This window comes from Pseudoprimorskyibacter insulae (assembly GCF_900302505.1).
Lineage (GTDB): Bacteria > Pseudomonadota > Alphaproteobacteria > Rhodobacterales > Rhodobacteraceae > Pseudoprimorskyibacter > Pseudoprimorskyibacter insulae.
This window is the reverse complement of the sequence record NZ_OMOJ01000002.1, coordinates 200,533-219,662: the sequence shown is the minus strand read 5'-3', so window position 1 is coordinate 219,662 and position 19,130 is coordinate 200,533. Positions and strand designations below refer to the sequence as shown.

Annotated in this window: 16 protein-coding genes; 6 read left to right on the top strand and 10 right to left on the bottom strand. The window is 61.9% G+C overall.

What is annotated here, in order from left to right:
- Positions 1 to 36 precede the first annotated feature (36 nt).
- The 7 genes from addA to regB form a co-directional block, all read right to left on the bottom strand.
- Complete coding sequence (addA, locus tag PRI8871_RS06585) at positions 37 to 3,444, bottom strand: double-strand break repair helicase AddA (protein ID WP_108885401.1); 3,408 nt, start codon at positions 3,442 to 3,444, stop codon at positions 37 to 39.
- Positions 3,441 to 6,368, bottom strand: coding sequence for a double-strand break repair protein AddB (gene addB, locus PRI8871_RS06580; RefSeq protein WP_108885400.1), 2,928 nt, complete (start codon positions 6,366 to 6,368; stop codon positions 3,441 to 3,443). The genes addA and addB overlap by 4 nt, the downstream gene beginning before the upstream one ends.
- Entirely contained in the window at positions 6,361 to 7,044 is a 684-nt protein-coding gene (locus PRI8871_RS06575) for a nucleotidyltransferase family protein (RefSeq protein ID WP_306418440.1), read from the bottom strand. Before PRI8871_RS06575 ends, addB begins: the two co-directional genes overlap by 8 nt.
- Complete coding sequence (locus PRI8871_RS06570) at positions 7,041 to 8,006, bottom strand: aminoglycoside phosphotransferase family protein (protein ID WP_108885399.1); 966 nt, start codon at positions 8,004 to 8,006, stop codon at positions 7,041 to 7,043. The genes PRI8871_RS06575 and PRI8871_RS06570 overlap by 4 nt, the downstream gene beginning before the upstream one ends.
- Positions 8,003 to 8,464 carry a tRNA (adenosine(37)-N6)-threonylcarbamoyltransferase complex ATPase subunit type 1 TsaE gene (tsaE, locus tag PRI8871_RS06565; protein ID WP_108885882.1) on the bottom strand — a complete coding sequence of 154 codons (462 nt, stop codon included), beginning with the start codon at positions 8,462 to 8,464 and terminating at the stop codon, positions 8,003 to 8,005. The genes PRI8871_RS06570 and tsaE overlap by 4 nt, the downstream gene beginning before the upstream one ends.
- Before the next feature lie 40 nt (positions 8,465 to 8,504).
- Positions 8,505 to 10,031, bottom strand: a complete 1,527-nt coding sequence (locus PRI8871_RS06560) for a PAS-domain containing protein (RefSeq protein WP_108885398.1) — start codon at positions 10,029 to 10,031, stop codon at positions 8,505 to 8,507.
- A gap of 64 nt (positions 10,032 to 10,095) precedes the next feature.
- The gene (gene regB, locus PRI8871_RS06555) at positions 10,096 to 11,487 is read right to left on the bottom strand and encodes a sensor histidine kinase RegB (protein ID WP_108885397.1); all 1,392 of its coding nucleotides are present in this window, start codon (positions 11,485 to 11,487) and stop codon (positions 10,096 to 10,098) included.
- 87 nt (positions 11,488 to 11,574) lie between these two features.
- Here regB and PRI8871_RS06550 point away from each other — a divergent pair, with 87 nt between their 5' ends.
- Positions 11,575 to 12,198, top strand: coding sequence for an SCO family protein (locus tag PRI8871_RS06550; RefSeq protein ID WP_108885396.1), 624 nt, complete (start codon positions 11,575 to 11,577; stop codon positions 12,196 to 12,198).
- Positions 12,199 to 12,270: 72 nt separating this feature from the next.
- Positions 12,271 to 12,825, top strand: a complete 555-nt coding sequence (locus PRI8871_RS06545) for an ActR/PrrA/RegA family redox response regulator transcription factor (protein ID WP_108885395.1) — start codon at positions 12,271 to 12,273, stop codon at positions 12,823 to 12,825.
- 159 nt (positions 12,826 to 12,984) lie between these two features.
- Here the strand turns inward: PRI8871_RS06545 and PRI8871_RS06540 are convergent, their stop codons facing one another.
- Positions 12,985 to 13,473: a GNAT family N-acetyltransferase gene (locus tag PRI8871_RS06540; protein ID WP_108885394.1), complete on the bottom strand. Its 489-nt coding sequence runs from the start codon at positions 13,471 to 13,473 to the stop codon at positions 12,985 to 12,987.
- On the bottom strand, positions 13,470 to 14,066 hold the full coding sequence (locus PRI8871_RS06535; protein WP_108885393.1) for an HD domain-containing protein: 597 nt from the start codon (positions 14,064 to 14,066) through the stop codon (positions 13,470 to 13,472). The genes PRI8871_RS06540 and PRI8871_RS06535 overlap by 4 nt, the downstream gene beginning before the upstream one ends.
- Before the next feature lie 159 nt (positions 14,067 to 14,225).
- On the opposite strand from PRI8871_RS06535, the gene ahcY reads away from it, so the two are divergent.
- Positions 14,226 to 15,614: an adenosylhomocysteinase gene (gene ahcY, locus PRI8871_RS06530; protein ID WP_108885392.1), complete on the top strand. Its 1,389-nt coding sequence runs from the start codon at positions 14,226 to 14,228 to the stop codon at positions 15,612 to 15,614.
- 138 nt (positions 15,615 to 15,752) lie between these two features.
- Entirely contained in the window at positions 15,753 to 17,240 is a 1,488-nt protein-coding gene (locus PRI8871_RS06525) for an aldehyde dehydrogenase (RefSeq protein WP_108885391.1), read from the top strand.
- Here the strand turns inward: PRI8871_RS06525 and PRI8871_RS06520 are convergent.
- Positions 17,237 to 17,695 (bottom strand): GFA family protein, encoded by a 459-nt coding sequence (locus tag PRI8871_RS06520; RefSeq protein WP_108885390.1) that lies wholly within the window; start codon positions 17,693 to 17,695, stop codon positions 17,237 to 17,239. The two genes, PRI8871_RS06525 and PRI8871_RS06520, sit on opposite strands and share 4 nt — an antisense overlap.
- Before the next feature lie 73 nt (positions 17,696 to 17,768).
- Between PRI8871_RS06520 and PRI8871_RS06515 the strand changes: the two genes are divergently transcribed.
- A complete protein-coding gene (locus PRI8871_RS06515; protein ID WP_181389396.1) occupies positions 17,769 to 18,602 on the top strand; it encodes a helix-turn-helix domain-containing protein in 834 nt (277 codons plus the stop codon).
- Between the two features lie 71 nt (positions 18,603 to 18,673).
- The gene (accB, locus tag PRI8871_RS06510; protein WP_219929008.1) at positions 18,674 to 19,126 is read left to right on the top strand and encodes an acetyl-CoA carboxylase biotin carboxyl carrier protein; all 453 of its coding nucleotides are present in this window, start codon (positions 18,674 to 18,676) and stop codon (positions 19,124 to 19,126) included.
- Positions 19,127 to 19,130: the final 4 nt, after the last annotated feature.

Genomic DNA, 19,130 nt, shown 5'->3' with positions numbered 1-19,130 from the left:
CTTGCGGCTTGGGCGCATCTTGTACGGGGGCAAAACCTAGGGAGCCGCCGGGGCAAGGTCAAGATATGCTCTTTCAACGGCGGCCATCACAAGATCGTGCGGTAGTTCCATATAAGTGGCCGTTGTCGTCCAGATCACACCAGTTTCAATGACATGCCCCGGATAGATCTGCGACAGGATGACCGCATACGCGCCCATTTGACGCAAAATTCCTTCCGGGCAATCCTCGGGGCGACCCGGAACTGTGCGGTTGGTTTTGAAATCAACCACCGTGACGCGGCCCGATTCAAGAATCACCCTGTCCAGAATGGCATGCATCGGGCCAAGCGGGCCAACCGGACCAACCACGGGCACTTCGGCCAGCGTATCACCTGCGAAATAGCGCGCCAGCGAAGGCGCGGTCAGCACCTGTTCCGCCTCCGCCAGCCAGGGCGCCAGCGCCTCGGGCTGCACGGTCGGATCAAGCTGCCGCAGAATAGCCAAGGCAGTGTCCGGCCAATCCGCCACCGGCACATCGGGTAGGGTTTCCAGCAACCCATGCACCATCGTGCCGCGGTGCATGGCGATATCGCCCAGATCCCCATCTGCCCCCGGCAGCGCCTTGGCACCGCCAAGGTTGGACGGCGTCAGGGGTTCGGCATGGGGCGGCATGTCAGGGATGGCGTGATGCAGGAAATCCGGCACATCGACCCGGCGCACGTCCGGCACCTCTGGCACGGTCATTTCAAGCCCGTCCCACAGGCCATTATCCAGCCTTAGCCCTTTGCCCTGCCCTTCTGGGCCGAACTGCATCAGATGTTCGGTCGCGCCCGAGGCCAGCATCCCGCGCTGCACCATCTCGTACCAGCTGTCGCCTTGCTTGCCCAAATCGTCATAGGCCCCGACGACCAGCCATTTCTCGGCCCGCGTCATCCCGACATACAGCAGCCGCGCCAGTTCTTGCTGTTCGGCGTCACGGCGGGCTTGGTTGGCTTGCTCCTGCGCCTCCGAGGCGTCATCGCCCGAAGCCGCCCAAAGCACCGAGCCTTCGGTTTTGAGCAGCGACCCGCGCCGCCGGTCCTGCTTTTGCGCGGTATCGGGCAAGATCACGATCGGCGCTTCCAACCCCTTAGAGCCATGCACCGTCATCATCCGCACCTTGTCGCCCGCGCTTTCCATCTGGCGCTTGATTTCCAGATCGTCGGTTTCCATCCATTGCAGGAACCCGGTCAGGCTGGGAACGGATGTTTGCTCATAGGCGATGGCCTGTTGCAGGAAGGCGTTGATCCCGTCCTCGGCCTCTTCGCCAAGACGGCCCAGCAGGCGTTTGCGCCCGTCGTGCTGTATCAGGATACGGTCAATCAGGTCATAGGGGCGCAGGAAATCCGTCTGGCCCATCAGGTCATCCAGCACCGCCATCACATGCGGGAAATCATCCCGCCGTTTGCGCAGCGCTTCCCATAGGAACGGCCCCTCGCGGCGGTGGGACAGGTCAAACAGTGCCTGTTCTTCCAGCCCGAATAGGGGCGAGCGTAGCGCCACCGCCAGCGAATAGCTGTCTTCGGGCGTGGCAAGGAAAGACAGCAGCGCCGCCAGATCGCGCACCGCCAGTTCCGACATCACCTTCAGCCGGTCGGCCCCGGCCATCGGCAGGCCCGCCTGCTTGCAGGCACGCATAATCTCAGAATAAAGCGTGCCACGGCTGCGCACGAGGATCAGGAAATCACCCGCCTGAACCGGCCGTGCGGCATAGGTGCCGCTGTGGCCGTTCTCAACCGGCATGGGATGGCCGCTATCTATGGTTTGCCGAATAAAGGCCGCCACCCGCCGTGCCAAAAGCACCGTATGGTGGTGATCGCCCACCAGATCGACGGGGTTCCACCAATCGTCATCGTTGTCCAACTTGGTCTTGTCGATCAGCGGCCACAGATCCACTCGCCCCGGCATCTGTTCCTTGAACGCCTTATGCGTTTCCTCCGGCACAAATCCAGCGCGTTGCAGCCCCTCAAAGGTCTTGTCCACCACGCGCAAGATCGGTTCTGCCGACCGAAAGGAATAGGCCAGTGACAACCGATGCAGCGGTTCGCCTGTCGGCTCCAACCGGTCGGCGAAATCGGCCTGCATTCGGTCAAATTCATCCGGGTCGGCGCCTTGGAAAGAATAGATCGACTGTTTCTTGTCACCGACCACAAAGATGGTGCGCACCTTGTCGGCCCGCGCCCCCTCGCCTGAGGTGAATTCCTGCGCCAGCCGCTGAACGACCTGCCATTGCACCGGGCTGGTATCCTGCGCCTCATCCACCAGAATGTGGTCGATCCCGCCGTCCAGCCGGTAGAGCACCCATTCCGCCACATCTCGATCAGACAAAAGCTCATGCGCTTTTTCGATCAGGTCGTCGAAATCGAGCCAACCCCGGCGCAGCTTTTCCGCCTCATAAAGCGGCAAAAACGCCTGCGCGAAACGGAACAGCACGCTGTCACCGCGGAAGGCCGACACAGCAATCCGCCGCAACCGGGCTGAGGCCACGCGGATCAGCAGATCATCCATGCGCCCGGTCATCCCGGCCATATGCTTGTTGCGCAGGGCCTTGGTCGGGAACGCGCCGACTTTCGGGCCGTAGGGATCTTTGGCCTTGCCACCGAACAGGCCCACATCCTCCAGCGCCAAAAGCCCCGCCAGATCGGCCTTCAGCCCCAGCAACTTGGCACCCGCCTTCTGGTCATTCGATCCGCTGCCATTCAGCAGCGGCACCAGATCAGCGATAAATTCAACTTCACCCTCGGGGAAGACATAGGAAAGGATACGCTCGATGCTGTCGCCGTCCTCGCCCAGCCCATAGCGTTTGCGCAGATCGTCTTCGGACACGCCCTCAAACGCGCGGCGGTTGCCGACAATTTCGGCCAGCATACCGCTTAGATCGACACTTGTATCCAGCGCCGCCATATCCGCGACCCAGCCCGCCTCGGGGCCTTCGGCCATCCGGTTCAGGATCTCATCGCGCAGGATTTCGGCGGTCCGGTCCTCGATCTCTTGGAACTGCGGGCTGACGCGTGCCTCAAGCGGAAAGCGCCGCAGCAAGGATGAACAGAACGAATGGATCGTCTGAATCCGCAACCCCCCCGGCGTTTCAATCGCGCGGGCAAACAGCGTGCGGGCATTGCGCAGGAAATCGCCGCTCAGATCGGCCTCAACGCCCAAGTCCAACAGGGCATCGCGCAGTTCTGCATCCTCCAGCATCGCCCATTCGCCCAAGCGCTTGAACAGGCGGTTCTGCATCTCAGAGGCGGCGGCCTTGGTGAAGGTCAGACACAGGATGTGTTCCGGCAGCACATCCTCTAGCAAAAGCCGCGCCACACGGTCGGTCAGAACGCGCGTCTTGCCCGACCCGGCATTCGCGCTTAGCCAGGTGGAATTGCGCGGAATGGCGGCTTCAATCTGGCGCAGGGTCGCCTCATTGCGGATCATGTCAGCACCTCGCGCTTGGCCGGTTGCGTGATGTCCCATTCGCCAAAGCGTGACAGGTGGTCATAGTCGGCAAGATCGTCTTCCTTGAACATCGCCCGCCGCGCGGTGAATCCCGTGTCCTCGGACAGATAGGTTTCGATCAGAGTTTCAAACTGCGCCCACACCTCAGCCGGGGCTTGTTTGTCGAAGGGGGCGAACACCTCGGACGGGGACGGGCCAAGCCCGATGTAAACGGCGCGATCCACATGCAGCGGCCCAAGGTCGGTAAACCCGCCCGCCTCGATCATTGCGGCCTCAAGGAACAGCTGCTTGTCATAGTAAAGCTGCTGCGCCTCGGACGGGGGATTGCCGGTCTTGTAGTCGTAGATATGCGCACAGCCACGGCCGTCGATGTCGATCCGGTCGGCCTTGCCCCTGAGCACAAAGCCAAGCCTATCGATGCGCCGTTCACCCGCCACTTCGAAATGGCGGGGGTTGGCGACATCGGCGCGGTGCGCTTCGGTGGCGACAAACCAATCGGCGACTCGATCAATCCGCGCCTGCCAAACGTGGCGGATGGCGGGCCATGGCACCTGTTCGGCCAGAACCTGCCCCGCCAGCCCGCGCAGATGATCAGCGGTCAGCGGCGCGGATTTATCGCGCAACTGTTTGCCAAACAGTTCCAGCACCTTGTGCAGAACCGTCCCCCGCAGCAGGAAATCGGGCGCCTTTTGCAGCGGGTCCAACGGCTGAAGCCGCAGCACCCGGCGGGCATAGATCGCGTAAGGATCGCGGATCAGCTTGCTGACATCCGTCACCGAGATCTGCGTCGGACGGGCCAGCGCGGGCGGGCAAGGCGACGGGCGGTCGGCCTTGGGGATCGGCACGGGGCGTTCAACCTCGGCCGCTATATCCAGCCAGCGCTGCCCGCGCGCCTGCATTTGCGCCATGGCCTGATCCCCGCCGCGCACTTTCAGACCCAGCATCAGGTTCGACAATCGGTTGAGCCAGCGGCTCGGCACCGTTTCGGCATCCGCGGATTTGACCGAGCGGGTCAGCCAGACCTCATGCGCGCCAAAGGCCTGCTGGAAGTCATGCGCCGACAGCCCGACACGCCGTTCGGGCAGCAATAGACCCGCATCCAGCCGCATTTTCCGGTTCAGCCACGGGTCGGCACCGGGCAGTTCGGGCCAGCTTCCTTCGTTCAGCCCGCCAAGGATCAGCAGGTCGGCATCCATCACCCGCGCCTCTAGCGTGCCCCAGATCAGGATATTGGGATGCGGCGCATCGCGGTCACGCACCTCGCCTCGGGCCAAAATCGCACCGAACAGATCGGTGTAATCGGCCACGTCCAGTGCGCCGCCATGCTCGGCCTCTTGCGTCAGTTCATCAACGGTTTCGCGCACCGCGCGGCCCGCATTCTGCGCCCAAAGTTCGGCGCTGGTGCCGCCGGTGCTGCCCGCCGCGATCTGTTCGGCCAGCGCAATGTGGCGCGTCACCCAGTCCCCAAGCGGATGGTCCCCTGCCCGCACCTCGGCGGTGAAACAGGCCGCCACCCAAGCGGCCCAATCTTCGGCCTTGGCCGCCGCGCCCCAAGCAATGATCTGCTCGGCACTCGGAAAGGGCCAGCCCTTGCGGCGGATGTGCAGTTCGAGGTTACGGGTGTGCAGCAGGTGAATGTTGCGATCCGCGCCGCTATGGGCCAGCGGATGTTTCAGCAAGGTCAGCAGCAAATCCGCTGTCAGCCCCTGACGCAGCAATTGCCCAACATGCCGCAGAAACCGCCCCGGCGGTGTCAGCTGCGGCGGCGTCCCGGCGGAATCGTCTGGCAGGATGTTCCACCGCGCCAAGGCGGACGTGACCTGCCGCGTCAGCATCCGATCCGGCGTAATCAGCGCCGCCCGCTGCCCAGTCTCAGCCGCTTGGCGCAACCGCATGGCGATGCAAAGCGCCTCTTCGCGCGGGGTCGGCGCGGACAGCAGCGTAACATCCGCCATCGCCTGCGGCAGGTCCGGCAGGCTTGGGCCATCCATCAGCCATTGGTGCGTGACCGGCGCAGGGCGCAGGGCCAGCGACATGACCTTATTGCGATCCGGCGCGGGGGCCGGGGCCGTGTGCCACGGGCGAATATCGGCCTTGGTCAGATCAAGCTGCGCCATCAGCCGGGCAAACCGGAACTGCGGGTGATCTTCGCCCGACAGGGCATCGGTCAGCGTGTCGAACACTTGTTGGGGCATGTCATAATCGAACCCCGGCAGAACCACCGCCCCTTGCGGCAGTCGCGCCACCGCCTGCATCAGCAAACCGGTCGATCCGCGCGACCCGGTAGAGCCCGCAAGGATCACCGGATCTTGCGGCGGGTCATCGCGCCAACGGTCCAGCATCGCCATGGTGCCAAGACGTTGCAGCGCGTCCTTATCCGGCGGCTCGCCCGATTGGTCAAAGAACCGCTGTACGATGCGGATAAAGGTCAACGCCCGTTGCCAGTGGCCCGATTGATCCGACACATCCAACGCCTCAATCGCCTCGGGCGGGACGCCTTCGATCTGCATCTCGCTCATCAAGCCGGCCAGCGATTCCGCCAGATCGTATAGCGACGACCGCGCCGCCAGCGTCGGGTCGGCATCAAGCAGCCGCCCGATTAACTCTACCAGTTCCAAGCGGCGACGTAGCGGCGACACCGGCGCAGGCAAACCGGCCAGATCACGCGGATCGGCCAAGCCGGTCAACAGGCTAACCTGCGGCGCAAATCCTGCGGGCCCTTCCGCCAAGACCTGCCGGACACGGCGCTGCATCCGCGTTGTGTTGACGATCAGCCGCACACGCGCCATGGCATGCGGTGGCTGGTCGGCCATGCGGGCGCGCAGCCCATCCACCAAGGCTTGGGCGAAATCCACGCCGGGCGGCAGCGCGAAAACCCGCGCGTTTCCGGTATTTTCAAACATCTGAACTCAACATCTTTTCGGCCAGTTCCACCCCTTCGGGCGATCCGACATCACACCATTGGCCGCTATAGGCCACGCCAAACAATCGCCCCCGCGCCTCAAGCGCGTCCCAGACCCGGCGCAGGGAAAAGATCGGGGCAGGCACCAGATCCAGCGCATCGGCCTTGATGATCTGAAGGCCGGAATAGACCATCCCCTGCCCCCAGCGCAGACGGCCATCCGCCCCCAGCGTGATATTCCCGTCACCATCATGCCCAAAGGTCTGTGCCTTTGGCACACACAGCATCAGCGCATCCATGCGCGACGGATTCCACGCCTTGGACAGTTGTGCCAGACCATTGGCACCCTTCCAAACCGCGTCAGTGTTCATGGTGAACACCGTGTGTGACGCCAGCAGCGGCAGCGCCCTGCGCAGCCCGCCCCCGGTATCAAGGATCTCTCCCGTCTCAACCGACACCGCAACATCGGTGCCGCGCAGATAGTCCTGAACCTGATCGGCGTGGTAATGGGCATTGGCCACACAGCGCAGCGGGCCGTAGCCCGCCACCTGATCCAACGCGTGCTGCAACAGCGGCTTGCCCGCCACCGGCACCAAGGGCTTGGGCCGGTCCTGCGTCAGGTGCCGCATCCGGGTGCCGAACCCGGCCGCGAAAAGCATGATCGCATCCGGCATCATGTGCGAAACGTCCTTAGGAAGTCCGGCGTTGGATCGGGCAAGGCGGGCCGCAACAGGTCTGCGATATCGCGCGTGGCGGGATGGTCCAGACAGATCTGCAAATCGGCCTGAACCCGGGGGATCAGGTCAAGGTAATGCGGTTTGCCCCGCGCCTGCGCCAAGCGCACGAAAATGCCCAGAATACGCAAGTTGCGCTGCGCGCCCAGAACGGCGAACGCCGCGCCAAAGGCATCAGCCGCGTGGCCGGTCCGGTCCAGAAACCGGCGGAAGGTTTCTTGCTGCACCGGCTGCGACACAACTCGCCGCGCATCCAGCAGAAGCGAGGCCAGATCATAGGCCGGATGGCCCAGCATGGCGTCTTGGAAATCAAGCAAACCGGCCCGTGCGGCGCCGTCCCGATCCGGCAGCCAAAGCAGATTTTCGGCGTGATAGTCCCGCATTATCATCACCGACGGGTCCGGCGCATGGCGGTGCAGCGCCTCGGCAAAGCGGGCTGTCAGATCGGCCTTTGCGCCTGCGGAACAGTCCGGCAAATAAAGGTCCACCCCCGGCGCAATCATATCGGCCAAGGTGTCAGGATCGGCAACCGGCAACCCCTGCGGCGCGGGCGCGGCCTGAACCTCGGCCAGGGCATCGGCGGCCACGGCATAAAGCTGCGCCTCTTGGGTCGGGGCCGCCTCGGCCAGCCGGGCGAACAGCCCGTCACCCAAGTCTTCGATCAACAGCAAGCCCCGCCCGGCATCATCCGCCAGAATGCGCGGCGCGCTAAGGCCAATGCCCGTCAGGTGGCGGGCGAGCCGGGCAAAGGTCGCCGCGTCGCCATCGGGGTCTTCCATCAGAATGGCGGTGCCTTGCGGCCCCGTCAGGCGCGTGTAGCTGCGCGACGACGCATCCTGCGCCAGCGGCGCGACGGTGGCCCCATCCCAACCGGCGGTTTGCAGAAAATCACGGGTTGCGGTCATGACAGCACCTTGTTCAAACGACCCGTCCAACGCGGATCGGACCAGTCCAGTTCAATCGACCGGCTGTCATCATCCCGCGCGGCAAAGCGCATGGTCAGGGCCGATGCCGGGGTCAGATCCTCAAGCCGGTCCGGCCATTCGATCAGGCAAATCGCTGTCTCAAACGCCTCATCCAGCCCCAGTTCCACCGCCTCATCCGGGCTGGACAGGCGGTACAGATCGGCATGCCAAACCTCACCCTTCAAGGTGTCATAGGTCTGGATCAAGGTGAAGGTTGGCGACGGCACATCCTCGGGCACCTCAAGCAGAGATTGGATCAGGCTACGGGCAAAATGGGTCTTGCCTGCACCGATCTCACCATGCAGCAAAATCACATCGCCAGCGGCCAAATCGCGGGCGATGGTGCGGGCAAGGTCGGCTGTCTGTTCGGGCGAATGGGAAATCACGGCGTGATGCATGGCGCGAAGATGACGCGTAACATGCCCGCCCGCAACCCCGTCAGAGCGCAACCTCACGGGCCTGTTCCACCTGCGGTTCTGCGGCCTGCGCAATCCGTTCAAACCGCACCATCGTGTTGCCGCCTTTGATCGGCGACACCCGCAGCCGCAAGGCACCATCGCGGCGGTGCATCACCTCAGACTCCCACGGGGCGCGGTCTGTGCTGGCTTGGATAAAGTCGCGCAAATCGGACCATGCTGGGTTCGGCGCGCTTAACAGCTGCCACTTACGGCTAATGTCGATGACGGTCATGTCCTGAAGGCTTTGATCCGGGTCGCAATCCCAGAGGGACGAAAACTGCTGATTGCACATCAGCATGACCCCGATCTGCGAAAAGATCGCGATAGCATCATCAAGCGCATCCAGCGCCGATTGCGATTGGTCCAATTCGGCCCTAAACCGCCGTGTCAGGCTGATTTCGGCGCTGATATCTTCGATCAGAAAGGCAATGGCCCCGTCGGGATGTGGCCGCCCCGTTACCTTGTAGGTCAACCCCGAGGGCATCGACCATGTTTCGCAATACCGGTCATCGGTGGCAGCCCGGACAAGATCAACCATATCCTGCCGCCAATGGGTATAGTCCTTGGGTTCAGGCATCATCCGGGTTTCACGCAACCGGTCGAAAAAGGAAAACAGGCTGGGACGTGCCGACAGGAATTCAGCCGACAACTGTGTCAGGTCAATCAGCGCCGGATTGAACAACGCCAGCTGCCGCTTGCGGTCAAAGATGGCCAGCCCGATGGGAAGATGCGCAAAGGTCTTGGCCAGTGTCTGAACAAAGTTTCGCTGTGCGGCTTCGCTTTGGACCTGTGCACTGATGTCATTGGCAAAGCACACGGTTTCCCCGGCATAATCGGTGGCCGTCACCTCAAACCAGTGGCCCGGCGCATCGTTTTGTTCTCCGATCAAGCGGCAGCGCAGGGTTTCACCCGGCGGCGCATCGGCCAAGCCCTCGACACCGCGCGGCAGCGTGCCCGGATCCACATGGCCAAGCGACGTGCACAGATCGTAATAGGCCGGATTGGCCCACAGCACGTTACCAGACGGGCCTTGCCGCCAAATCGGGTTCGGTGCGCTCAGCATTGCGGCGCGAAGCGGCTCCAGATCGCGGTGCGACCGTAGGTTCGCATGTCCGTCGCCAACGGGAACCTGCCCATCTGCCAGCGTCAGGCGCACAGCCTTGTCCGATACGATCATATCCATCTGCGCGGCGTCATCGCCCTTGGCAAAGACGGTCACTGATGTTTTGGGCGGGCGGGCCGGAAAATCGGGAAAGCGCCAGTTGAACAGGTTTGCCATTTCGGCCCAGCCGACTGGACGCAACGGATCAAGCCCAAGGCTGCGGGTCAAAGCGGGCGAGGCATCCACCAGAAAGCCATTGCGAAACACCATCGACGCATGTGACGTATCCAGCGGGCGCGCACCCCCACCACAAAGCACGGTCTGCCAACGTCTTTGAAACATGGCCCAAACCGGAATCCCGGCTAAAAACCCACCCAATAGGGCCACGCCCGGTATGACCTGCATTCAGCACCCTCGTGTTCGTTCTTCGAAAAGCGTGGGGCCAAAATGGTTAATGAATGGTTAACGCCTACGGCAGGAAAGGCAGATTTTCCCCGATAGGAGAGGCACTTGGCTCGGCCACAATCCGCGATTTTGGCCAAACCAGTTCAACTATGGCGCCGGTGCGATTGCCCTTGCCCTCGGACCGGGCAAACAGCGCCGAGCCGTTGGCAAAGCTAAGTTCAGCCCCGGATCGTTCGAGCAGAGTCTTGGCGATGAACAGACCAAGCCCCATACCTTCATATTCGGGCCGCTTCGAGACTTCACGTTCGGTTTTCCGTCGGCGCACAAAGGGGTCGCCAATCCGTCCGATCAAATGCGGCGGGAAGCCTTCGCCATCATCAACAATCCGGATCGAGATCACGTCATCCGTCCACATCGTTTCGACCCAGACCGACGATTCCGCGAAATCCACAGCGTTCTGAATGAGGTTCCGTAGCCCGTGGATCACCTCGGGACGGCGCAGGATTTGCGGCTGCGCCGGATCCCCGTCCGGGCCGGGCGTTTGTTCCAGCAGAATTTGGATGCCCCGCCCCTCATGCGGCTCGGCGGCCTCTCGGATCACTTCGGACAGGGGGGCGGTGCGCATATGCAGATCGTCTTTGCCAGCCCGCCCCATCGACCGCAGAATATCGCGGCATCGGTCCGCTTGGTCCCGGATCAGGCGCGCATCCTCTTGCAGATCGGGACGGTCGTCCAAATCCTCGATCAACTCGGCGCTGGTCAGTTTGATCGTTGCCAAGGGCGTGCCCAGCTCATGTGCGGCGGCCGCAACAACCCCGCCCAGATCGTTCAGCTTTTGCGCGCGGGACAGCGCCATTTGTGTGGCGGTCAATGCATCGCCCATCGAGTGCATTTCGACCGTGATGCGCCGCGAATAGATCGAAATGAACACCAGCGCGATGGTGATCGCGGTCCATTGGCCAAAGACGAAAATGTCGGGAATGCGCAGGACGAACCCCTGTTCCGTCCGCAAAGGCAGGTGAAACACCACCAGCAGCGAGATCAGCAACAAGGCGGTCGCCCCCAGAACCACCGTGGACCGCAGCGGCAACACCGCCGCCGACACGGTCACGGGGGCCAGCACCAGCACAGCAAAGGGGTTGTGCAGACCTCCGGTCAGGAACAGCAGGAAACACAGCTGAAGCAGGTCAAACATAACCATCAGCAGGTTTTCACTCTCGGACAGGCGCTTGTTTTCCGGGAAAACGAAGATGGCAATCAGGTTGCCAATCACCGAAACGCCGACGGCCAGATAGCACAGCCCCAATTCCAATTGCAGATTGTACAGCCGCTGCGCCACGATCAGCGCAATGATCTGCCCCGCGATGGCGACCCACCGCAGCAGGATCATCGTCCGCAGGCGAATCCAGTTGCTGCGCTTGTGTTCCCTGAAAAGACTAAGTTCGTCGCTAACCATCTGCGCCCATTCGCCCCTTGCATGACTTTGGGCAATTGTTAGGTGTGCCGTAGCAAACGATCAACGCTGAACTCGGAAAGGTATCCTATGGTCCGTATCGCCGCTATTTCGGCCTCTGTCGCGGTTGCCGCGCTTCTTGGTGGGATCTGGTACATATCGCGCCCCGCGCCGGACAGCGATATCTTTGCCCAGTGCCGCACCTCGCGCATTGCGGGCGGGGCGGAACAGATCGGCGGAGCCTTTACCCTGATCGACAAAACCGGCCAAACCGTGACCGACAAAGACGTCATCACAGAACCGTCGCTGGTCTATTTCGGTTATACCTTCTGCCCGGATGTCTGCCCGATGGACACCGCCCGCAATGCCGATGCGGTCGATGTGCTTGATGAAATGGGCTATTCGGTCACGCCGGTGTTCATTTCCATCGACCCCGATCGCGACACCCCCGAAGCGGTTGGCGATTTTGCGGGCAACCTGCACGAGAAAATGATCGGCCTGACCGGAAGCGCCGAACAGGTGAAAGCCGCCAGCATGGCCTATCGCACCTATTACAAGAAACAACCCGGCGATGATGAGTATTACTTGGTCGATCATTCGACCTTTACCTACCTCACACTGCCGGGCCACGGCTTTGTCGAACTGTTCCGCCGCGATGACACGCCCGAGCAAATGGCCGAGCGCACAGCCTGCTTCATTGATGCCGCTAAATAGCGGCGACGTTTGACGCTTTGCTGGCAGCAGGTTATGAGGATTTAGGGGAAACGCACTGTGGGAGGGCTCCACTTGGCTGAACGCGCACTTCAGGACATCGGAGAAGACAAATCCTTGCTGCTTGTCGATGACGACGAGCCATTCCTGAAACGGCTGGCCAAAGCGATGGAAAAACGCGGCTTTGACGTGGAAATGGCCGGGTCCGTTGCCGCAGGCAAAGCCGTCGCCACCGCACGTCCACCCGCTTACGCTGTGGTTGATCTACGGCTGGAAGACGGAAACGGGCTGGATGTGGTCGAAGTGCTCCGCGACAAACGCCCCGATAGCCGGATCGTCGTTCTGACAGGCTATGGCGCGATTGCTACGGCGGTGGCCGCGGTCAAGATCGGTGCGACGGATTACCTGTCGAAACCCGCCGACGCCACGGACATCACCAACGCTTTGCTGGCCAAGACCGACGATTTGCCGCCACCGCCGGAAAACCCAATGAGCGCCGACCGCGTGCGTTGGGAGCATATCCAGCGGGTCTATGAGCTTTGTGATCGGAACGTATCTGAGACCGCGCGACGGTTGAACATGCACCGCCGGACGTTGCAGCGCATTCTGGCAAAACGCTCGCCCCGCTGACGTTCCAGTTGTTGATCCAGCGGACGCGCTGACGCGCGGCGCGAAATCTCGGCCCCGCTATATGCGGGGCCTCGGCGTTTTTGGCGCCCGGATATTAGGCGTCGTGACTGCGTTGATCGGGGTTTGGCGTATTTGGAAAGAGAAGAAGCGCAGGGACGGTCACAGATCGTAGCGCTTGAGCACTTTGTCGACGATAAGGCCATTTTCCAGTTTGATGCCGGTTTTGCGCCCGTAGTCTTCGAAGCCGCGCGATTGGTAATAGATTAGCCCGCCTTCATTGTCGGCGCGAATATCGGCGTTGATCCATGTATAGCCCAGATCACGTGCAGATTTGACCGTCGCTGCGAATAGCTTTGAGCCGATCCCAAGACCGGTTCGGCCAATCCGGGCGAATGTTGCGATGCTGGCGGCTTCGGTTGGAAGCTCGTCAATCTCTTCGATCCATTGGAAACCGACCAAGTCTCCGCTGTCATCCTCGGCAATGTGCCACGACGCGCGACGCCCATTGGTGATCCGGCCGGCGATATAGTCCGCACTGACGGGCTGGGTATAGGCCGTTGTGCCGCCCACTTCGATCACATCGTTCAGAAGATCAGCGATGGGACGGGCATCCAAAGGGCCTGCGCGGCGAACAGTGATATCTGTCATTTCATTTGATCCAATAATTCCGCCACACGGGCGGTATAGTCATTTCGGGCCTCAACCGGCGGACGCAGAACAATCGTCAAGCCGTCGATCACCTTGGCATCGGGCCGCCCGAACAGGTTATCCGCCTCGTCTTCGGTGAAACCGGCGATTTGCGTCGCCTCCATCCAGGCGCTGATATTGTCGGCCTGCTTGATCGCGCGTTTAACCGATCCGGGGATCTTGGCGGGCAAGCCAAACCGGATATGAATGGCGGCAGTCAGACGATCATCCAGCTTGCCATAATCGGGGCCGACGGCGGCTTTGACCGGCGAGATCATATCGCCGATCACGTATTCTGGCGCGTCATGCAGCAGCGCGGCCAACCGCCATTTCACCGGCAATTCTTGGTTCAGTCGGATGAATAAATCAGTCACTAGAAGCGAATGTTCCGCCACCGAATAGGCAAAATCGCCCTTGGTCTGGCCATTCCAGCGCGCGACAAAGGCAAGGCCATGGGCGATGTCCTCGATCTCGATGTCGACCGGGGTCGGGTCGAGCAGATCAAGACGGCGCCCAGAGAGCATCCGTTGCCATGCGCGGGGTTGTTTGGCCATGCCGGTGTCCTGTGTTTTCCAATTGGGTAAAAGCCCGCCCGATATGGTGCAAGCGGGAATACCCCTATTCATCTCCCGGTTACCTCTTAAGTGCCGGATCGTTGCCGAATGACCCAGACAGTGCTAGGTGCGGGCCAACATCAGATACAGGAGCCGATCATGGGCCAGGACTATATCGTCAAGGACATCGCGCTGGCCGATTTTGGCCGCAAGGAACTGGACATCGCCGAAACGGAAATGCCGGGCCTGATGGCCTGCCGTGAAGAATATGGCGAGAGCCAGCCGCTGAAGGGCGCGCGCATTGTCGGCAGCCTGCACATGACCATTCAGACCGCCGTTCTGATCGAAACGCTGGTGGCCTTGGGCGCCGATGTGCGTTGGGCGTCGTGCAACATCTTTTCGACCCAAGATCACGCGGCGGCGGCCATTGCCGCAGCGGGCGTTCCGGTCTTTGCGATCAAAGGCCAAAGCCTTGAAGAACATTGGGATTATCTGGACAAATCGTTCCAGTTTGCCGACGGCCCGAACATGATCCTGGACGATGGCGGCGATGCGACGCTGTACGTTCTGCTGGGCGCACGCGCCGAAGCGGGTGAAGACATCATCCCCGTGCCGCAATCCGAAGAAGAAGAGGTTATCAAAGCCCAGATCAAGAAGCGCATGGCGGCCAGCCCCGGTTGGTTCACCAAGATGCGCGACCAGATCAAGGGAGTGTCCGAGGAAACCACCACCGGCGTTCACCGCCTCTATGAGCTGGTGAAGAAGGGCCAACTGCCCTTCCCCGCGATCAACGTGAACGATTCCGTCACCAAGTCGAAGTTCGACAACAAATACGGCTGTAAGGAATCGCTGGTCGACGGCATCCGCCGCGCGACCGATGTGATGATGGCCGGTAAGGTTGCCGTGGTCTGCGGCTATGGCGATGTGGGCAAAGGCTCGGCCGCGTCGCTGCGCGGTGCCGGCGCCCGCGTGAAAGTAACTGAGGTCGATCCGATCTGTGCACTTCAAGCCGCGATGGACGGGTTTGAAGTGGTTGTGCTGGAGGATGTGGTCGATAGCGCCGATATCTTCATCACCACCACCGGCAACAAGGACGTTATCCGCATCGAGCATATGCGCGAGATGAAGGACATGGCGATCGTCGGCAACATCGGCCACTTCGACAACGAAATTCAGGTCGCCAACCTGCGCAATCACAAGTGGACGAACATCAAGGAACAGGTCGACATGATCGAGATGCCCTCGGGCAGCCGGATCATCCTTTTGTCCGAAGGCCGTCTGTTGAACCTTGGCAACGCAACGGGCCACCCGTCTTTCGTGATGTCGGCCAGCTTTACCAATCAGGTGCTGGCGCAGATCGAACTGTGGACCAAAGGCGATCAGTACAAGAACGACGTCTACATCCTGCCCAAACATCTGGATGAAAAGGTCGCGCGTCTGCACCTTGCCAAGATCGGCGCGAAGCTGACTCAGCTGAATTCGGATCAGGCGTCCTACATCGGCGTCACGCCCGAAGGCCCGTTCAAGCCGGAACACTACCGCTACTAAGTGTTCCAAACGCGATTTCTTGGCCCGCCCGTCACAACCGTTGACGGGCGGGCTTTTTATTTGCCAGTATCTGACCGCGTTAAGATAGGTATGCTTACGACGCTCGCTTTTCCCTGAAATTCATACTCTGAGGCCAAAATGCTGGACCAATCGCGTATCGACGCCCTTCGCCATAGCCCCGTTCCCCCCGCAGGCCATCTGATCGACGGTCAGATCTGCGCCGCATCTGACGGGCAAGTGATGGACGTCATCTCGCCTTTGGATGGCACCGTCCTGACGACCATGGCGCGCGGGACCAAACAAGATGCCGATGCCGCGATTGCCGCTGCCCGCCGCGCCTTTGACGATGGGCGCTGGTCTGAACTGGCCCCGGCGCAGCGGCGCAAGGTCATGCTGAAATGGGCCGACCTGATCGAACAGAACGCGCTGGAACTGGCGGTTCTGGGGGTGCGCAACAACGGCACCGAAATCGGCATGGCGCTGAAGGCTGAACCCCTGTCTGCCGCCGGGTCGATCCGCTATTACGCCGAGGCGATTGACAAGATGACCGGCGAAATCGCCCCGACCGCACCCGATGCGCTGGGGCTGGTGCACCGCGAACCGGTGGGCGTGGTGGCGGCCATCGTGCCGTGGAACTTTCCGCAGATGATTGGTGCCTGGAAACTGGGGCCGGCGCTGGCGGCGGGCTGCACTGTGGTGCTGAAACCGGCGGAGACCGCTTCGCTTGCGTTGATCCGCATCGCCGAACTGGCGGTTGAGGCGGGAATGCCGAATGGCGTATTGAACGTGGTGACCGGCGAAGGGGCGGTTGTGGGCGAAGCGCTGGCAACCTCAATGGACGTGGATGTTCTGGTCTTCACCGGGTCTGGCCCGGTTGGCCGCCGCCTGCTGGAAAACGCAGCGCGGTCGAACCTGAAACGCGTCTATCTGGAACTGGGCGGCAAATCGGCGAACATCGTCTTTGCCGACGCACTTGACTTGAATGAGGCGGCAAAGGTTTCTGCCGCTGGGATCTTCCGCAACTCTGGCCAGGTCTGCGTGGCCGGGTCGCGCCTTTTGGTCGAACGATCAATCCACGACGAATTTGTCGAACTGCTGGCCCATCACGCCAAGGCGATGAAGGTCGGCGATCCGCTGGACCCAACCACCAATGCCGGGGCGGTCAATAGCCTGCGCCAGTTGGAACAGAACCTTGGGTTTGTGGCCGAAGCACATGAACAGGGTCGCACCATTGCGCTTGGCGGCAAACGCATCCTCGAAGACACCGGCGGCTATTTCATGGAGCCAACCATCGTCACCGGGGTCGAACCATCAGACCGCATCGCGCAGCAAGAGGTGTTTGGCCCGGTTCTGGCCGTCATTCCCTTCGACACCGAGGAAGAAGCCCTGCGCATCGCCAACGGCACGGAATTCGGGCTGGCCTCAGCCGTATGGACGGCCAACCTAAGCCGCGCCCACAAGATGGTGCGCCGCATCAAAGCGGGCGTTGTCCACGTCAACACCTATGGCGGATCGGACATCACCGTGCCGCTGGGCGGGGTCAAACAATCGGGCAACGGGCATGACAAATCGCTGCACGCGTTCGAAAAGTACCTCGACCTGAAAACCGCCTGGATCAAGCTTTAACCGCTTGAAAGCCGCCCCGGATCGGCCACCTTCGGCACATAGCTGGAGGAGGCGTCTGAGCTGTCTTTGACGTGCAGCCCGACAAAAGGCGCACGGTTCCGGGCAAAGACTTCGCGTTCGATCCCGTACCAGAAACTGGGCGGGTCGAACGTCGCGCCCGCGACCCCTGTCAGGCCGGGAAACACCTCTAGCTGCCAGAACACCGTTGTGCCGCAGGTCGTGCAAAACCGCGTGGTAAACGACCGGCCCGATTCCGTCTGGAACGTGTAATCACGCAAATCGCCTCGCAGCATCGTCACGTTCTCGGCTGCGAAATAGACCGACACGCCAAAGGCCGACCCGCTGCGCAACTGACAGTACCGGCAATGGCAGGCCGCCGCCTTGACCGGCTGGCCCTTGGTCTCATACCGCACCGCGCCGCACAGGCATCCGCCCTGATGAAGATCGTCTGACATGCGCACTCCTCCCCTCGCAGCATTGGGCAAACGATTGCACCCTGTTGCGCCGCTGTCTATCGTTTCGGCAATCATGAAGACGCCTCAGGTCAAATCCATTCAGTCACTGGCCCGCGGGCTTGAGGTGTTGCAGCTGCTGCAAACCACGGGCGGGCTTGCGCTGGCCGATCTGCACCGCCTGTCTGGCATCCCCAAGGCCAGTTTGCTGCGCATCCTCAAGACCCTGCTGGAACAGGGCGCAATTTGGCAGCGCATGGCCGACAACGCCTATATCCCATCCTACGCCCTGTCCGAACTGGCCCGCCGCATGGACCGCGAGTCCGAATTGGCCGAGGCCGCATCGCCCGTGTTGGAACGCCTGTCCGAGGCAGTGAAATGGCCGTCGGTTCTGGCCGTGCCGCGCGTCACCCATATGGAGGTGATTGAGACCAACGCATCCCGCGCGATGATCGACAATATCCCGCTGGGTCCGGTTGGGTTTCAGATCAACATGCTGCGGTCAGCCTCGGGGCGGGCCTATATCGCCAACTGCGAAGACGCCGTGCGCGAAGCCACGCTGGAACGCCTGCGCCGGTCGCGCCGCCCCGGCGATCGCTGGGCGCGTAGCCCGGACTACGTGGACCAAATTCTTCGCGACACGCGGAAGCGCGGCTATGCCCTGCGCGATCTGGATTTCGGAGGCGATTACGACAATCCGCGCCGCGCCGCCGATGACGCCCGCGACTCGCTTGGCGTGGCGATCCGGCTGGGCAGCCATGTGCCGGGGGCGATCAACGTCACATGGGCACGGCGCGTCTTTACCCGCGACGCTGCGATTGCCCATTTCGCCGAACCGGTTATGCAAGCCGCGCTGGACATCGCGCAACGGATGAACGAAGACATTACCGTTTCACCTGGTGAAATCTGACGCGCCGACCGATTGAGCGGTTGCGCCGCGCCCCCTAGCGTGACCCCAAACGCTGAGGGAGGACACGCGCCATGACCGGGCTGACCCGTGACGATATCGACCATATTCTAAAGCTGATCGACGGGTCGGACTTTGACAGTCTCAAGCTGGAAACCGGCGATCTGAAACTGGAACTGCGCCGCAAAGGCGCTGGCCCGGCTACGGCAGCACCGGCACCAAGCGCCCCGGCAGCCCCTGCTGCACCGGCGGCAACGGTTCCCGCGCCGGTCGTCGCCTCGGGCGGCGGATCAGAAGTGCCCGCGCCGCTGCTGGGCACCTTCTACCACGCGCCGAAACCGGGCGCGGCCCCGTTCATCAAAGTCGGCGACACCGTGACCGAAGACAGCGTGATCGGCATCATCGAGGTGATGAAGCTGATGAACCAAGTCACCGCTGGCGTGGCTGGCACCGTGACCGAAATCCTTGCCCCGAATGGCGAATTGGTCGAACACGGCCAAGCGCTGATCAAGGTTCAGCCGGTCTGACGCC

Excerpts from the sequence above, each read along its gene's own strand:
- PRI8871_RS06535 (WP_108885393.1), bottom strand. The coding sequence starts at position 14,066 with ATGGCCAAACAACCCCGCGCATGGCAACGGATGCTCTCTGGGCGCCGT.
- ahcY (WP_108885392.1), top strand. The coding sequence starts at position 14,226 with ATGGGCCAGGACTATATCGTCAAGGACATCGCGCTGGCCGATTTTGGC.
- tsaE (WP_108885882.1), bottom strand. The coding sequence starts at position 8,464 with ATGCATCACGCCGTGATTTCCCATTCGCCCGAACAGACAGCCGACCTT.
- PRI8871_RS06575 (WP_306418440.1), bottom strand. The coding sequence starts at position 7,044 with ATGATGCCGGATGCGATCATGCTTTTCGCGGCCGGGTTCGGCACCCGG.
- PRI8871_RS06520 (WP_108885390.1), bottom strand. The coding sequence starts at position 17,695 with ATGTCAGACGATCTTCATCAGGGCGGATGCCTGTGCGGCGCGGTGCGG.
- PRI8871_RS06570 (WP_108885399.1), bottom strand. The coding sequence starts at position 8,006 with ATGACCGCAACCCGTGATTTTCTGCAAACCGCCGGTTGGGATGGGGCC.
- addB (WP_108885400.1), bottom strand. The coding sequence starts at position 6,368 with ATGTTTGAAAATACCGGAAACGCGCGGGTTTTCGCGCTGCCGCCCGGC.
- regB (WP_108885397.1), bottom strand. The coding sequence starts at position 11,487 with ATGGTTAGCGACGAACTTAGTCTTTTCAGGGAACACAAGCGCAGCAAC.
- PRI8871_RS06515 (WP_181389396.1), top strand. The coding sequence starts at position 17,769 with ATGAAGACGCCTCAGGTCAAATCCATTCAGTCACTGGCCCGCGGGCTT.
- addA (WP_108885401.1), bottom strand. The coding sequence starts at position 3,444 with ATGATCCGCAATGAGGCGACCCTGCGCCAGATTGAAGCCGCCATTCCG.
- PRI8871_RS06550 (WP_108885396.1), top strand. The coding sequence starts at position 11,575 with ATGGTCCGTATCGCCGCTATTTCGGCCTCTGTCGCGGTTGCCGCGCTT.
- PRI8871_RS06525 (WP_108885391.1), top strand. The coding sequence starts at position 15,753 with ATGCTGGACCAATCGCGTATCGACGCCCTTCGCCATAGCCCCGTTCCC.
- PRI8871_RS06540 (WP_108885394.1), bottom strand. The coding sequence starts at position 13,473 with ATGACAGATATCACTGTTCGCCGCGCAGGCCCTTTGGATGCCCGTCCC.
- accB (WP_219929008.1), top strand. The coding sequence starts at position 18,674 with ATGACCGGGCTGACCCGTGACGATATCGACCATATTCTAAAGCTGATC.
- PRI8871_RS06560 (WP_108885398.1), bottom strand. The coding sequence starts at position 10,031 with ATGCAGGTCATACCGGGCGTGGCCCTATTGGGTGGGTTTTTAGCCGGG.